The sequence below is a fragment of the Aliinostoc sp. HNIBRCY26 genome, assembly GCF_050235535.1.
Taxonomy (GTDB): Bacteria; Cyanobacteriota; Cyanobacteriia; order Cyanobacteriales; family Nostocaceae; genus Trichormus.
Map to the genome: position 1 here is coordinate 6,023,045 of NZ_CP189852.1, position 15,211 is coordinate 6,038,255.

At 39.3% G+C, this 15,211-nt stretch carries 13 protein-coding genes and 1 tRNA gene; 6 read left to right on the top strand and 8 right to left on the bottom strand.

Annotated features, from left to right (window positions below; genetic code table 11):
- Nucleotides 1-65: 65 nt before the first annotated feature.
- From ACQFX9_RS25450 to ntrB, 3 genes are all read right to left on the bottom strand, one after another.
- On the bottom strand, nt 66-1,352 hold the full coding sequence (locus ACQFX9_RS25450) for a CmpA/NrtA family ABC transporter substrate-binding protein (RefSeq protein WP_427159343.1): 1,287 nt from the start codon (nt 1,350-1,352) through the stop codon (nt 66-68).
- A 117-nt stretch (nt 1,353-1,469) separates the two neighbouring features.
- On the bottom strand, nt 1,470-2,297 hold the full coding sequence (locus ACQFX9_RS25455) for a nitrate ABC transporter ATP-binding protein (RefSeq protein ID WP_427159344.1): 828 nt from the start codon (nt 2,295-2,297) through the stop codon (nt 1,470-1,472).
- A 180-nt stretch (nt 2,298-2,477) separates the two neighbouring features.
- Nucleotides 2,478-3,302: a nitrate ABC transporter permease gene (gene ntrB, locus ACQFX9_RS25460; RefSeq protein WP_427159345.1), complete on the bottom strand. Its 825-nt coding sequence runs from the start codon at nt 3,300-3,302 to the stop codon at nt 2,478-2,480.
- 339 nt (nt 3,303-3,641) lie between these two features.
- On the opposite strand from ntrB, the gene ACQFX9_RS25465 reads away from it, so the two are divergent.
- Together ACQFX9_RS25465 and ACQFX9_RS25470 are read left to right on the top strand one after the other, a co-directional pair.
- Nucleotides 3,642-3,824, top strand: coding sequence for a hypothetical protein (locus ACQFX9_RS25465; protein WP_427159346.1), 183 nt, complete (start codon nt 3,642-3,644; stop codon nt 3,822-3,824).
- 523 nt (nt 3,825-4,347) lie between these two features.
- Nucleotides 4,348-4,956 carry a site-2 protease family protein gene (locus tag ACQFX9_RS25470; protein WP_427159347.1) on the top strand — a complete coding sequence of 203 codons (609 nt, stop codon included), beginning with the start codon at nt 4,348-4,350 and terminating at the stop codon, nt 4,954-4,956.
- Between the two features lie 98 nt (nt 4,957-5,054).
- Here ACQFX9_RS25470 and ACQFX9_RS25475 read toward each other — a convergent pair whose 3' ends face one another.
- On the bottom strand, nt 5,055-6,455 hold the full coding sequence (locus ACQFX9_RS25475; RefSeq protein WP_427159348.1) for a hypothetical protein: 1,401 nt from the start codon (nt 6,453-6,455) through the stop codon (nt 5,055-5,057).
- Between the two features lie 350 nt (nt 6,456-6,805).
- A complete protein-coding gene (locus ACQFX9_RS25480) occupies nt 6,806-7,339 on the bottom strand; it encodes a GNAT family N-acetyltransferase (RefSeq protein ID WP_427159349.1) in 534 nt (177 codons plus the stop codon).
- Nucleotides 7,340-7,412: 73 nt separating this feature from the next.
- On the opposite strand from ACQFX9_RS25480, the gene ACQFX9_RS25485 reads away from it, so the two are divergent.
- Complete coding sequence (locus tag ACQFX9_RS25485) at nt 7,413-9,293, top strand: ABC transporter ATP-binding protein (RefSeq protein ID WP_427159350.1); 1,881 nt, start codon at nt 7,413-7,415, stop codon at nt 9,291-9,293.
- Between the two features lie 66 nt (nt 9,294-9,359).
- On the opposite strand, the gene ACQFX9_RS25490 is transcribed toward ACQFX9_RS25485, so the two are convergent.
- The 3 genes from ACQFX9_RS25490 to ACQFX9_RS25500 all read right to left on the bottom strand — a co-directional run bounded on the left by ACQFX9_RS25490 (nt 9,360) and on the right by ACQFX9_RS25500 (nt 12,074).
- On the bottom strand, nt 9,360-10,388 hold the full coding sequence (locus ACQFX9_RS25490; RefSeq protein ID WP_427159351.1) for a transposase: 1,029 nt from the start codon (nt 10,386-10,388) through the stop codon (nt 9,360-9,362).
- Between the two features lie 16 nt (nt 10,389-10,404).
- Entirely contained in the window at nt 10,405-11,262 is an 858-nt protein-coding gene (locus tag ACQFX9_RS25495) for a hypothetical protein (protein ID WP_427159352.1), read from the bottom strand.
- 152 nt (nt 11,263-11,414) lie between these two features.
- On the bottom strand, nt 11,415-12,074 hold the full coding sequence (locus ACQFX9_RS25500; protein ID WP_427159353.1) for an Npun_F0813 family protein: 660 nt from the start codon (nt 12,072-12,074) through the stop codon (nt 11,415-11,417).
- A 340-nt stretch (nt 12,075-12,414) separates the two neighbouring features.
- On the opposite strand from ACQFX9_RS25500, the gene ACQFX9_RS25505 reads away from it, so the two are divergent.
- From ACQFX9_RS25505 to ACQFX9_RS25515, 3 genes are all read left to right on the top strand, one after another.
- Nucleotides 12,415-12,488 (top strand) — tRNA-Arg (locus tag ACQFX9_RS25505).
- Nucleotides 12,489-12,897: 409 nt separating this feature from the next.
- On the top strand, nt 12,898-13,443 hold the full coding sequence (locus ACQFX9_RS25510) for a GIY-YIG nuclease family protein (protein WP_427159354.1): 546 nt from the start codon (nt 12,898-12,900) through the stop codon (nt 13,441-13,443).
- A gap of 266 nt (nt 13,444-13,709) precedes the next feature.
- Nucleotides 13,710-15,170, top strand: a complete 1,461-nt coding sequence (locus ACQFX9_RS25515) for a protein kinase domain-containing protein (RefSeq protein ID WP_427159355.1) — start codon at nt 13,710-13,712, stop codon at nt 15,168-15,170.
- Nucleotides 15,171-15,211 lie beyond the last annotated feature (41 nt).

A 15,211-nucleotide genomic window follows, 5' to 3' on the forward strand; every position in this document is an offset into this window, starting at 1 on the left:
GCGGATATTGGTGTATTTAGCTACTGTAGACTAGGAAAATGCCAAAAACGATACTTTACCTCAAACTACTGGATTTTAGGAGCATTGAGGTAGGCTTGGGGATTTTGAGGATCAAATTCTAAGCCGTTAAAGAATTTTTCCACACCCCGTGAGGTACTGGGGGGGATAGCTTTTGCTTGTCCGATGAGTGTAGCAGCTTCTCGCCATAAATCTTCCCGATTGACTGCATTGATCACGGGTTGGGGGTCAAAATCCTGGGGACGATTACCCCAGCGCATATCTTCGATAAAGAACCACAAATCATGACTTTTATAGGGATAGGAGGCATTTTCTCGCCAGAATTTAATCATATGGGGGCTATTTTCGACTATACGGCCTGTGCCGTAGTCGAACTTACCCATGAGGCGATCGCGTAAAAATTCGCTGCGGATACCTATCCATTGGCGTTGTGATAAAATCTCAAATAGTTCTGGCTTATTTTCGGGGCGATCGCACCACATCTGCGCCTCTAAAACCGCCGCTAATAAAGCTTTTGCAGCTTTAGGATATTTATCTACAAATTCTGCGCGCACACCAAAAGCTTTTTCTGGATGATTATTCCATAACTCGCCACTAGTAACGGTAGAATAACCAATGCCTTGTTTAATTAAACGATGATGCCAAGGATCTACCACACAAAAAGCTTCCATTGAACCACCCCGCATATTAGCTACCATCTGCGGCGGTGGAACTACAATCAACGATACATCTCTATCGGGATCAATTCCCCCATGTGCTAACCACCAGCGCATAAAAAAGTCACCAGTTACCCGGCGGTAAGGTACTGCACAACGCACATTTTCCCCACTCAAACTTTTTTTAGCAAATATCGATTTGAGGGGAGAACTATCTAGCCCAAGTTTTAAATCTTTATAAGCATTAGTAACAGAAATACCCTGCCCGTTAACATTCATCCGCGCCAAAATGTACATTGGAATTTTGCGTCCATAGCTAATTTCTCCAGTAGCCATTAAATGCACCATTGGAAACAGCAAATGCGCCCCATCTAATCCTTCATTACCTGAACCTAACATTAGTTTGTCGCGGATAATTGCCCAAGATGGTTGTCTTAAAACCTCTACATTAGGCATTCCATGTTTAGCAAAAAAGCCCTTCGCTTTAGCCACAATCAATGGACAACAACTAGTTACAGGGACGAAGCCCAGTTTCGCGCCTTTGACTTCTGGTGTATCACCATTAGCAGCATATAAACTTGTAGGAGATGGAACAGCAGTAGAGCGATGCGTCAAAGTTGTAGATAAAAACGCTGCACTACTGGCTGCTATAAAATTCCTTCTAGTAAATTTCGTCATACATCAACAATTAATTAAAATATAGTTACTAGAAAATAAAGGTAAAGAATTTATTGTTACTTTTTACCTTTTGCCTTTTGCCTTTTACCTTTTGCCTTTTGCCTTTTTTAGTCTGCTTCAAGCCACAGATTTCAAACTGGGTATTTTTTCAACTTCTTGATATTGAACTTGCTGCTGATGATGTAAGAAATTCAGCAATTCGTGGCGCAGTTCATGATACAGGGGATGATCGATAATCTCCGAAGGAACGCGAGAACGACCAAAGGGGATATCGACAATTTGACCAATATGAGCAGCAGGGCCATTAGTTAACATCACCACACGATCAGAAAGCAACAGTGCTTCATCCACATCATGAGTCACCATAATGGTTGTGATATGAGCCTGATTGCAAATCTGCATCAATTCTGCTTGTAAAGATTTGCGGGTGAGTGCATCTAAAGCCCCAAAAGGTTCATCTAACAGCAATAGTTTAGGTTTAATAGCTAAAGCACGGGCGAGGGCGACTCTTTGCTTCATTCCCCCAGAAAGTTGTCCTGGTTTTTTCCGCGCTGCATCTTTCAAACCTACCATTTCTAAGTGAGTAGAAACAATGCGATCGCGTTCCACTTTTGGCTTATGAGATAACACTTTATCCACCGCTAAAGCCACATTATCCCAAGCACTTAACCAAGGTAACAGCGAATAGTTTTGAAACACCATCATACGTTCCGCACCTGGTTTTTTTACCCGTGTACCATCTACTTCCACATAACCACTAGAAGCCTTTTCCATCCCTGCAATGATATTTAGTAAAGTAGACTTACCACAACCAGAATGACCAATCAGAGAAATAAAATCTCCTTGCTGAATCTCTAAATAAATATCTTTGAGAATAATATGTTTTTCACCATTGCTTGCAGGATATTCTTTATTGACACCGTGAATAGCAACAAAATTCTGCATGGATATTCTCCTAGTATTGGGGACTGGGGATTGGGGACTGGGGATTGGGGACTGGGGATTGGGGACTGGGGATTGGGGACTGGGGATTGGGGAGATAAGGTAACAGGGGAGAAGAAACTAATGACTGATGACTAATGACTAATGACTAATGACTATTGACTATTGACTATTGACTATTGACTATTCCTGTGGCGTAACCTTGAAAGCAATGTAAGACATAATTTTGTCTAAAATTAAACCTACAAAACCTAAATATATAATTGCTAATATAATTTCACTGATATTTGAATTGTTGTAAGCATTCACAATGAAAAATCCTAGTCCATCATCAGAAAGGAGCATTTCGGCTGCAACTACAGCTAACCACGAAAGACCAATCGCTATTCTCAACCCTGTAAAAATATATGGTAGTGTTGCTGGAATTAAAACTTTGTAAAAATTCTCAAAGAATGAGAGTTCTAAGATTTTGGAAACGTTAGTATAATCTTTAGGAACCATCTTGACTCCCAAGGCGGTATTAATAATAATGGGCCAGATGGCAGTAATAGTAATTACGAAAATCGCTGATGGATTAGGTTTGAGGAATATTGCCTGCGCTAGTGGTAGCCACGCCAAGGGTGCAACAGGACGCAAAATTTGAATTATGGGGTCTATCGCATCTCTTAAAAATTTATTGAGGCTAATCAAAAAGCCAATGGGAATCCCAATTAATACAGCTATCAAATAGCCAAAAATCACACGTTTAAGACTAGCTAAAATCAACCAAAATAAACCTTTGTTTAAGCCTCCTTTATTAAAAAAAGGATTAATAATTAACTCCCATGTATTGCTAACAACTTCAAAAGGAGAAGGTAAAGACGTATCAGGAGTAAGGCTCATTAAGTGCCACAATATTAAAATAATGGTAATACCACATATCGGGGCAAAGATTCGCTGGGAGATTCTCAACAATAATTGTTTGATTTTTTGATTTTGAGCTAGTGGTCTTGGGGAGGATGTTACCATATGGTTAAATTCCCTGAATTTACTGGCTATGAAAATTAACAACAATCTTGGCATTTTTAACTACAAACGGCAATGCTAACTTGATATTATTGCCAGTGTGCATATTTTCTAAGTATCAGATACACGAATACTATCGATGATGATATAAGAATCCAATTTGAAAATTGCAATGATTTTACTTAGGTAGGTAAAACTGAACAGATAACAGGGAAGGACAAAGAGGAAAATACGAGTTTTAGTAAGTGTTTTCATCCATCAAATTATAGTCTCTGTATGTAGTTATCTTGCAGACAAATTCATTCCTTTTATTTATCAGAGATTACTAGGTAATATATGCAGGTGATTGACAGATACTTGTGGATCACGGAATTTACATCAGTTAGTCTGTTAGGGATTTCTACAATAGCGTGGGTTATTTTTCCTAACAACAACCCAAAAGTTATCTCGGCATTTACCGAAATATCTGACACATCAGAATATAAAGCCGAAACCTATGATGGTGATACTGTAGGATTAGCGTAAGAGTTTATACTTAAATATTACGTCTTATATAAGGTGGAGTAGCAAACAAGAAGTATTTACGTTATTTTTACGCAAATCCTGTTATCGATAAATTGCCCTATTTACTGCCTAAAGGATATCTGTATATTTTTGATATTAATTTTTCATGTATCTTATTTCAGTATCATCAGTACATATATTGCGTATTTCCACCCGGAAAACCTACGGAACAATAGTCTTGATAAATCTATTTTTCAGAGAAAAAAGATAAAAATATACCAAAAAATACTCTGTTAGCTTAAATATTATTTTTCTTAAGATTTGTATAATATTTACAGTTTTGCATATGTGGGTAATCACCAGACATATAGTAATTATGTATGAGACAAGAGTGAAGGCATAAGCGATCGCAGAATGGTTTACTTGTAGATTTGGAAATTACTCAATATCGACTGTTTACTTAATTGTAGCTAAATTACCCCTCCTATCCTCTAGGGGTGACTGATGATGCACCCCCTCAAGAAAATCAAACTACAGGACAATCATGTTTATTCAAACACTGATCACAGACCCAGTTCTTTTTTTCCGCATAGTTGTCATTGTCATATTCTCTATTACCCTACATGAATTAGCCCACGGCTGGGCTGCCATCAGTCAGGGAGATAATACACCACAGCAAAAAGGACACCTCACGCTTAACCCTGTAGTTCATATGGGAGTAGAATCCCTGATCTTTCTTTGTTTTACAGGGATAGCTTGGGGACAAATGCCGGTTAATCCCGCTAAATTCCGCTTTCCTAAACTGAGCAATATTATCGTATCTGCGGCTGGCCCTTTGTCTAATTTAGCTTTAGGTATTTTCTTTATCATTTTAATCAAACTGTTTGCTAACCCTGATAGTCCAGGAATTTTCAGTTTTGAGTTTCTTTACTTAGCGTGTCGGATTAATTTGACATTATTTCTATTTAATCTGTTACCCGTTCCACCGCTTGATGGTTTTCATGTTTTCAGTGAAATTTTTCCCCAATTAAAACCATTACAAAATACAAATTTTGGCATCTTTGCTATGATGCTTTTATTTACAGTTCCTGGTGTCGGCAGGGGATTAAGTATGATTGCCGATTTAATGATTTCTGCAACAATTGGAGTTTAATTATTTATATTCCTATAATCAAGGGTGCGTTAGCAAATATGTAACGCACCCTATTTTTTTATCTATTGAACAGCATTGACATAAATTTACTTAAAGATTTATCTCTCAACCACAACTTCTTCGGTGACATTCGTTTGTCTAGAATAATAGGCGGGTTGAGCATAGATGCTAATCACACTATCACCCACTACAAAAAATTGACCAGTCTTTTCATATTTAGAAAACTGTAAATGGGGATATTTTCTAGCCAATTCCGTAGCTGTCATCGCAGGAGCAGACATTTCTTCAGGGAGTATACCAGTAACACCAATATAAAATACTAGTGGGGAAATTTTTTCTTGATAAATCTTCTCTGCATATTGTTCTAGTTTGGTTTTGGCTTCCGTTAGTGCTGTCACCATTACTTCTTTACTTACAATCTGACCAGAATATTTATCTTGTAATAACTCTCCTAAACTGTTAGCATCTACTTTTGCTAGCATCGCCGCAACTATGCCATAATTTTCAATTCCCAAAAAATCATCAAAAATTACTTTCATGAACTCATCCACTTTAGTAATTTTGACACGCGATGACAAGAATTTATATCTCACAGCAATGTTGTCTTGCTGAGTCATTGACCAGTTGGGTTTAGGGAAAATTTCACCGGTATCTTTGTCATAAAGCCGATACATTTTATCGAGGAATTTGTTGGCAGAATAAAATTTGCTGAGATTTAAAATGTCTTGACTACCGATGTCAATGTGATAGACATCCTGTATATCAATACAGCCATCAGATAACCCTTGTTGATGATTTTGGTATTCGTTAGTTTTGGGGAAATTGAGGTAGACATTATTAGAGATATAGTGATTTTTTAACTCATCGATTTGTGAATCTAAAAATATATCAGATTCACCTTTAAGATGAGCATTAATAATGCTAGTAATCACCTTGATTTTTGCTAGCTCATCAAATAAGCCATCAATGCTGGGATATTTAACATCGTTGGAGACTAAAGGTAATGCCTCAAGTTGTAAAGTATATTCTCGCTGGTAATCAAATTCCTGTGAATCTAATACTTCTTTGATTAAATCAAAAGCCTTTTTGCTACTGATTTTGATTTTTAAGCATGGCACATGAATCTTGCCATTGCTAACAATTGTGTAATTGTTGAATGTATGCAAATCATTAACTAACAATCCTGCTACTTCTAAAATCGGGGTTTGATCATCAGACTTTACCAGCTTAACTTGACGTTTTACTAGCAGATTAATTGTGGCAGTATTGCGATTAAATACAAACTTACCCATGTGAACATATTCAGAATTATCGATATATTCTGTTCGCAACCAAGGTTGAATCAGATTTCCGTTGATATCTCGGACACCATAAATTTTTTTAACCCCTGTTCTTTGATAGTTTGCTTGCAAATGTTTGATATTGATAATGATATGTTGGCTGTTAGCTGTGAGAATTTCAATAATTTTGAACAGAGAAATCTGAACATTATTGGTCATACTGCTTCCTCGTGGATAAAAGACAATCAACTTTTAGTTGGTCGTTACAGTAGAGAACAGGGTTGTCAGTCTGTTGATAGTGAACAGATTTAAAAATCAACCACGATTTCTATATATTGCTTTTTTGTGAAAATCTGTGCCTCATGTACTTGCAATCTGCTGTTATTTCCCGAAACTTTGACTATCAGCACTAACGGGAGATTTATTTTCGTACAAGCTCACCCGCTTATAGTACAATTGTATCATAAATATGTCAACTTACACACTGGCAACAATACTTTTTTGTGTAAGTTTTGGAAATGTTAATACAGAGTAACGCAGCGAAAAGTCATTTGCATCTAGTCTTTCTATCATCTGTCAACAGATGAAAGGCTATTATCTGGTTGCCATTCTGATTTAGCGAGGCTGTAATATACAACATCGACACCGTAGTGATGAGTGTGTTTTTGATACCTCATCCCCAATTTTTCAATTACCCGCCTGGAGGCTATGTTTTCGGGACGGGCGATCGCTACTATTTGATCTAGCTGGACTGTCAAAAAACCGTACTTTAATGTTGCCTGAGATGCTTCTGTACCCAAGCCCATGTTCCAATAGGATTTATCCAATACATAGCCTAGCTCAACCTCTGGGGTGTCCTCTAAAAAACCGAGTCCACAACGACCAATCATCTTACAGCTATCCTTATGAACTACTGCCCACATCCCAAAATTGTGTTTTTCCCAATGTTGGATATGCTTAATGAGACTCTCTTGAGTTTGTTCTTGGGTTCTTAGGGATAGATACCTCATAACTTCAGTATCAGAGTAAAGACGAAATAAGGTACCAAAGTCATCCAGCGTAAAATGCCTCAATTTTAATCTTGCAGTTTCTATCTCAGGCATAGTCACAAAACCTCATAATGTTGTCCCTAAACAAGTGTTTGCAGAATTCTAAAAATTAATATAATGCTCATCTATGAGCATCTACCAATCATCCCCCAAACCATACAGACAAAATCGTTGGCGTAACAATGACTGGCGATTATTTCTCCGTCTAGTACCTTACGCGCGCCGTACCAGTAAATTGCTGTCCGTAGCAATTTTGCTACTATTGCCTATTGCTTTAGCTAATGCAGTACAGCCTTTATTAATTGGACAGGCTGTGTCTCTGATTCGCAATGAACCCAGCACCTACGAGTTTTTGAGGAATCGTCCCTTACTTCAAGGATTACAAATTCTGGAAGGCCTATTATTGGCGATGATTGTGCTGCGGTTAATCCTCACTGGTGTTCAGGGCTACATACTTCAGAAGATTGGACAAAATATCACCGCAGGTATTCGTCAAGATTTATTCCATCACGTTACATCCTTAGCAGTGCGGTTTTTTGACCGTACACCCGTAGGTAAGTTAGTCACTCGACTCACTAGTGATGTAGAAGTCTTAGGTGATGTATTTTCTACGGGGGCAATAGGTATTGTTTCTGATATCTTCTCAATGCTGGTAATTGTGGGTTTAATGTTTTCTATCCAGTGGCAATTGGCTTGTTTGTTACTGGTGATATTAATACCCATTACTTGGTTAACGATTTCCTTCCAACGAAGATATCGCAAAGCCAATTACAAAGCTAGGGAAGAAGTGTCAATGTTGAATTCCCAGTTACAGGAAAACGTACTGGGGATTAATGTGGTGCAGTTGTTTCGGCGAGAGAAATACAATGCGGATTTATTTCGCACCACTAACCAACGGTATAACAAACTAGTAGATGAGACTATTTTTTACGATTCCGCCGTTTCTGCAACTTTAGAATGGATTGGGTTAATTGCGATCGCTGGAGTTCTGGGGTTGGGTGGTTGGTTACTGCTAGGAAATAACTTGACTTTTGGTACATTATCTGCATTTGTCTTATATGCCCAGCGATTATTTGATCCTTTGCGGGATTTTGCCGAGAAATTCACCGTGATTCAGTCTGGATTTACGGCGATGGAGCGTGTGAGTGATATTTTAGATGAACCGATAGAAATTAGCGATCGCATTAATCCTCGTATATCTGTTTTAGATGCTCAATTTGGTTACATCGATGAAATCATCGCTAATTTAGAATCTCAAGACAGTGACACTCAACCCAGTTTGGGAGAAATTCGGTTTGAACACGTTTGGTTCGCCTACAAAGATGATGATTATGTCATTAGAGACTTAAACTTTGTCATTCGTCCTGGTGAAAAAATCGCCTTAGTCGGGCCGACAGGTGCAGGTAAAAGTTCAATCATTCGGCTGTTGTGTCGCCTCTATGAACCCACTCAAGGACGCATTCTGGTAGATGGTGTAGATATTCGAGAGTTACCCCAAGCCGAACTGCGGCGTTATATGGCGGTAATTTTACAAGAGGGTTTTCTGTTTGCGGGTGATGTCAAAAGTAATATTACTTTGGGCGATTACTACACCTTTGAAGAAATTCAAACGGCGGCTGAAAAAACCAATATTGCCGAATTTATTGAACAATTACCAGCCAGTTACAACACCCAATTACGAGAACGAGGGACAAATCTTTCTAGCGGACAAAAGCAACTTTTAGCCTTTGCCCGTGCTGCCATTCGTAACCCCCAAATCTTAGTTTTAGATGAAGCGACAGCTAGTTTAGATGTTGGAACAGAGGCATTAGTACAACAAGCATTAAATGAGTTGTTAAAAAGACGCACAGCAATTATTATTGCTCACCGTTTATCGACAATTCGCAATGTAGACAGAATTTTTGTGTTGAAGCGAGGCGAATTAATTGAAGAAGGTAGCCATGAGGAACTATTAAAAACAGGGGGACTATATTCTACCTTGCATAACTTGCAAATGTTGGGAACCTAAGAGATTTGCATAAAAAAATAGAGACGCTGCATTGCAACGTCTCTAAAAACCTGGAAATCTAGACTTTTAAACCAGAGATAGAGAGTAAACCTGACCATCAATTAATAGTCTGGTAATGCCTTTGGCTTGCAAATGAGTGCGAGCCTTATGCAGCATTTTACTATCAGGAACTTTAATCACGCGATCGCGCTTGGTAGAAAACCGCTTGGCGACACGGTGATTATCAAACACAGGTAAAGTTCTTTGCTGGGTTTCCAGGCTGGGAATTTGTCCTAAATCACCAAAATCCTTGAGGGGTTTAGTAATTAACTCCGAGGAACGATCAATGACTAAATAGCAAGTCTTGGGTAACGCTGCTACCGATAGAGGTAAAACTTGAACTGGTGCTTCCCCTGGTCTCCGTCTAGTAACAAGAGGTCTGGGGTGTTCAAAATACTCTTCCTCTTCGTCTTCTTCGTAGTCTTCATCATCCTCTAAATCATCGTCTAAATCTTCCTCATCTTCTAAATCTTCCGATTCGTCTAGCAAATCTTCCCCTAGCATTTGGGCAATAGCTGTGACATCAGACTTGTCATCCTCCAGTAAAGAACTAGAGATACCAACTACTTCCTGTGGCTGTACCACAGGAATTTCCAATTGCTTGGCAACAGTGAGCTTGGGTTTGGGTTTTTCCTCCTCCCCTGACACAGCACGCTTGCGTACTCGTCTCACAGGCTGAGTTGGCTGTTCTTCCTCATCTGTTTCTGGTACTACTGGCTGTTCTTCCTGCTGGGGTGGCTCAACTTCCACAGCTTTTAAACGTGGTTTCTCCCGACTTTTCGCTGGTGCTGGTGTCGGTGCTGGTGCTTCTGACTCTGGTAGCACAAATGCAGGTACATTTTCATAACTGACTTGCGCTCTTCCTTCAGGTGTCCTAGCTGCACGTTTTAAAGAAACGAGGTATTCATACTCGTCTTCTGCTAAGGTACTTTTGAGCAAGCGGCTAATGGTGGAGTTACTCACGTCATAGCGTTCTGCTAGAGTTGAGGTTGTTTCAGCAGTTTCTCGATATAGCTTGAGAATTTCTTGTTTGTCAGAATTTGTTAGTTTTCTCACGGTAGACACCAATTTTCTATGCTCGTTTTCTTGTGCGCTCCCGCCGAGTCCGGCTTAATGATGCGTCATATTCTAGGGCTGCGCCCATACCAAATAACACTCCACTAAACACCCAAAACACTTCTAAAAGTTCTCCACTTTGATAATTTGGACCCTGAGCGTATTTAAACCACATATCTGCAATGTAAAGCGAAAAGGCCGCCGCCGCAATCATTCTCCAGGATTGGGCTACTCGTCCCCCCCAAAAAGCTAAAAGTAGGGTGGTGGCGATAATTAACAACAGCACATCGCTAACTATGTAAAACAAGTTCAAAATTGTGGCTAAAAAGTCTTCTGAGGCTTTAGCTTGCTGGGCAGAAATCCACCACGCCAACAAACTGCCAAATACTCCAATTGCTGACACAATCAGCCATTGCCATTTTTCTAGATTAATTCGCCTAGCAGCTACCGCTAAAATCATGCCTACGCCCAGGGATATATAACTTAATACAAAAAACACGTCGCCAATAGACACATCCGGTTCTTCTCGTAAAACAATTTCTGTATAACCAAAAAATATCCCTCCCAGGAAATAAGAAATCATACCTATGGCAATGGCTAGCCAAACATTGCGGCTACTGACAATCTGTGGACTGCGCCAATTCCTTAAGCATAAAATTCCTGCACCCAGATAAGCTAACGCTTCAAAAATATTTGTACCAATCACGTACCATTCAGCACGGGTTTCTTGACCATTAGCTCCAGGGACTTTGGCACTAAACAATAAAAAGTATAGCAGTGCTAGTACACCCCAGCCAATGCTAGCTAAAACTATGTTCTGGGTGGTAAATAGAGATTTTGCCAATGAAGATGGATTTTTGTAAGAACTACTCATAAGATTTGATTAAATGCACTCTGGGGATGAACCAATTCAAAATTCAAAATGAAAGAAGTTGTGGGATTGGGTAAACAGGGAAAAAAAGTAAAAATTGAGAACATGGCTTTTTTGCATTTTGCCTTTTGCCTTTTGCCTTTTGACTTTTCCCTCTACTGCCATAACTTATTCAGGGACGACTGACTCAGCCACGAGATAAAGAGCGATCGCTCTCCTTCTGGCATATCCTGTAGGTGATTAGCTACTTGATGGGCAAAGTTGGCGTTACCAAAATAAGTTTTCCCTAATTTATGTAGTTCTTGTAAAAAGCTGACTACATGATTTTCTTTCCAGGGGGGTAGCTTGTCTGATTCCAACGGATCAATTGAGACTAACTGTTTCACCGCTTCAATCGAAGCAGTCTCAGGAAACTGCTGCTGCTTCTGAAATTCAGCTACGTCTTTTTCAAATAATGAAACTTGCTTCGTACCCAAAAATTCTTCTATATCCATGTGAACAGCTTGTAGTAGCAAAATGCTAGCCTGAATTAATGTGCTGTTTTTGCTGTGTCCACCAGTATCATTACCAATTTGGTCTAGGCGTACTTTACCCCAAACGCTAAAGCGTTCTGGTTCCTCCAGTAAGACGCAAGCTTTACCACGATGATCAGTTAATTCTCGCCACAAAGTTCTAGCTTCTTCTTCTTGGCCAGCTTTGAATACACTAATCAAGCGAAAAGTCTGCCCCTGATAATGGAGAATCGGCACCTGCTGATCCTTTTTCGGGTGCTGAATGCTTGATATTTCAACATCCTGCCGTTTCAAAATAAACATGGCACTAGCAAATAACTCCCCGCAGGGGCTTTATAGATAAGCGATTTATAATCTGATTTAGCAACATCGCCAAGAGTGCGATTACTTACGTGGTATAGATTTAGTGAGCGACTATCTGAAAATAGTCTATGTTCAGGCGATCAGCTACACCGGGCGTTTAGTTCATCGCCATCAACCCGCAAATCAGCATCCATCGACCACATAATAAGCTAGTTAATCAACTTGCGACTAGCATCTTAGCCTTAGCAACAGTCAACCTGCAATTTTTTTTGATTGCTTATTAGGCATAAAGACGATATAATTTTTAAGGTGACTCATCGTTGAGCCACAGTTTTGATTTGGGCGCGTAACTCAGGTGGATAGAGTAACTGCCTTCTAAGCAGTCTGTCGCAGGTTCGAGTCCTGCCGCGCTCGTTATAAATTCATAGGCAAATAGGGAACAGTGCCAGCGTTGGAAGACAAATTTTAGACCATTTGGAAGGCGATCGCCTTCCAAAGCCGAACTAATCACCCAGTTGTAGAGAAGGAAGTGAACAACCTCCGTCTGTTCCCCATTCCATGTCAAACTAAACTGCTATAGTTTGGTTTGGTTGTGCTAACTCAATTAAGTGATTTTTTGGAATTTTAATTAACAAAAATCACAATTATTAATTCAAGTAGAATAACTTAGAAAATTTGAACAATGTTAATCAATGTAAACATATTAGCATTCAGTTCGTAGTAAGGACTTTAGTCCTTTTTTAAGAACTAAATTTCCCACTATAAATCTTGAACTATTTACCCTATTCTATTTACAAAACAGTTAGTAATTTCCAATAGACCCATGACTAATGAAAATCAGCTTCCCTCTTTAACATCATTGCCATATATTTCTTACATTGATGATCACGGTAATTTACCGGATAGTTTACAGGGGAAAATAGGAGTTTACGCCATTTTTAATCAAGAAAAAATATTGCAATTCATTGGTTACTCCCGCGATATCTATTTAAGCTTGAGACAGCATTTAGTCCGTCAACCCCAAAGATGTTATTGGGTGAAAATACATACGATTGAGCGTCCTAATCGCACTATCTTAGAAAACATTGAGCAAGCATGGATAGCTGAAAATGGTAGTCTTCCGGTGGGTAATGGAGAACAAAAAGTAACATGGACACAACCTATTGATGTTAAAACAGTAATGACTCCAGAAGAGCAGGAAAATTATCAAAATCCTGTACATGATGAAGTCAAGCAAATAAATATTCTGAAAAACATCGCCAGAAGAGTAGAAGCTGAAATTCTAGCCGCTTTAGAATTGCGTGGATTAAAGACACAAATTCGATTCAATCCTAAGTTAAAGGAAACTGGATTATTAGATGTGAAGTGAGGTATTGGGTATGGGGCATGGGGCATTGGGCATGGGAGAAGTAATGAGTAATGAGTAATGAGTAATGAGTGCTGTTAGCGGTAGGGCGGCGTTTAGCCGGTGCTAAGTAATGACTAATGACTAATGACTAATGACTAATGACTATTGACTAATGACTAATGACTATTGACTAATGACTATTGACTAATGACTAATGACTAATGACTATTGACTATTGACTATTGACTATTGACTATTGACTATTGACTATTGACTATTGACCAATTATGACAACACAAATGTTGAACGATCGCTATCAAGTGATACAAACATTGGGGGCTGGTGGGTTTGGTGAAACCTATCTTGCAGAAGATACTTATATGCCTTCTAAACGTAGGTGTGTGGTTAAACAACTCAGGCCAATTCAAAATAATCCCCAAATTTATCAGTTAGTTCAAGAAAGATTCCAACGTGAAGCGGCAATTCTGGAAGAATTAGGCGGAAAAACTGGACAAATTCCGGCTTTATATGCTTATTTTTCAGCAGATGGGCAATTTTATCTAGTACAGGAGTGGATTGAAGGGGATACACTCACCGCTAAGGTTAGACAACAAGGCTTATTAAGTGAGAATACAGTCCGGGAAATATTGCTGAATGTGTTACCTGTTCTGGATTACGTCCACTCTCAGCAAATTGTCCATCGTGATATTAAGCCCGATAATATTATGGTGCGTCATGGGGATGGTAAGCCTGTATTGATTGATTTTGGTGCAGTACGGGAATCAATGGGGACAGTGATCAATTCCCAAGGTCATGCTACTAGTTCGATTGTGATTGGTACGCCTGGATATATGCCCAGCGAACAAGCCGCAGGTAGACCTGTTTATTCTAGTGATTTGTATAGTTTGGGGTTGACTGCGGTCTATTTGTTAACGGGTATGCAACCACAAAACTTAGAGACTGACTCACAAACAGGTGAAATTATCTGGCGTAACTATGCCCAGAATATTAGTCCGATTTTGGCTAGTGTAATTGATCGGGCGATCGCTTACCATCCCCGCGATCGCTTCCCCTCAGCAAAAGCTATGCTGGAGGCTTTGCAAAGGGATGCTAACTCCATACCACCCACACAGCCGTACTCTGTCCCGCCTGTCATCTCTCACACAGCACAACCAACTACTCCCGTACTTCCCCAAGCTAGTGTTACAGATAATCAGCAAAAAAATATATTAATTGGGAGTTTAGTAGCTGGTGGTTTGATTGGTGGTTCGGTGATTCTTGGGTTCATATTGACAAAACCGCCGCAACCTTCCTCAGAACAGCCAGTAGTCAAAGAAACTACTTCCCCTGTTTCCCAATCTTTGCAAACCAAAGTATCCAAGAACGTAGTTCCCCAAACTCAGTCTCCATCAAATACAGATACTTCTCAGATTGTCAATTCTTTTACACCACCACCAGAAACTAATCAGAGTAATTATCTCTGGCTTTCTGAACGACTTGTCACCGATGCGGATTTAAATGGTAAAGACGGTTACACACTAGATATTATGCGGAATACAATTTTCGCTCGTCATGGACGCAGATTTGATACTCCTGAATTACAAGCATATTTTAATACTCAAACTTGGTATCAACCCATATATTCACCGAGAGAATTTCCCTTAAAATTACTCAGCAGATTAGAGCAGCAGAATGTAGATTACATTAAACAATATCAAGACCTTTATAATTTGAGACATTTTAAGTAATTAGGCTGGTCTTATTTGTAGTTAATTGCGAATAAAATCCA

Bases quoted from the DNA above. Each gene is read 5' to 3' on its own strand.
- ACQFX9_RS25450 (WP_427159343.1), bottom strand. From the start codon at position 1,352: ATGACGAAATTTACTAGAAGGAATTTTATAGCAGCCAGTAGTGCAGCG.
- ACQFX9_RS25455 (WP_427159344.1), bottom strand. From the start codon at position 2,297: ATGCAGAATTTTGTTGCTATTCACGGTGTCAATAAAGAATATCCTGCA.
- ntrB (WP_427159345.1), bottom strand. From the start codon at position 3,302: ATGGTAACATCCTCCCCAAGACCACTAGCTCAAAATCAAAAAATCAAA.
- ACQFX9_RS25470 (WP_427159347.1), top strand. From the start codon at position 4,348: ATGTTTATTCAAACACTGATCACAGACCCAGTTCTTTTTTTCCGCATA.
- ACQFX9_RS25475 (WP_427159348.1), bottom strand. From the start codon at position 6,455: ATGACCAATAATGTTCAGATTTCTCTGTTCAAAATTATTGAAATTCTC.
- ACQFX9_RS25480 (WP_427159349.1), bottom strand. From the start codon at position 7,339: ATGCCTGAGATAGAAACTGCAAGATTAAAATTGAGGCATTTTACGCTG.
- ACQFX9_RS25485 (WP_427159350.1), top strand. From the start codon at position 7,413: ATGAGCATCTACCAATCATCCCCCAAACCATACAGACAAAATCGTTGG.
- ACQFX9_RS25495 (WP_427159352.1), bottom strand. From the start codon at position 11,262: ATGAGTAGTTCTTACAAAAATCCATCTTCATTGGCAAAATCTCTATTT.
- ACQFX9_RS25500 (WP_427159353.1), bottom strand. From the start codon at position 12,074: ATGTTTATTTTGAAACGGCAGGATGTTGAAATATCAAGCATTCAGCAC.
- ACQFX9_RS25510 (WP_427159354.1), top strand. From the start codon at position 12,898: ATGACTAATGAAAATCAGCTTCCCTCTTTAACATCATTGCCATATATT.
- ACQFX9_RS25515 (WP_427159355.1), top strand. From the start codon at position 13,710: ATGACAACACAAATGTTGAACGATCGCTATCAAGTGATACAAACATTG.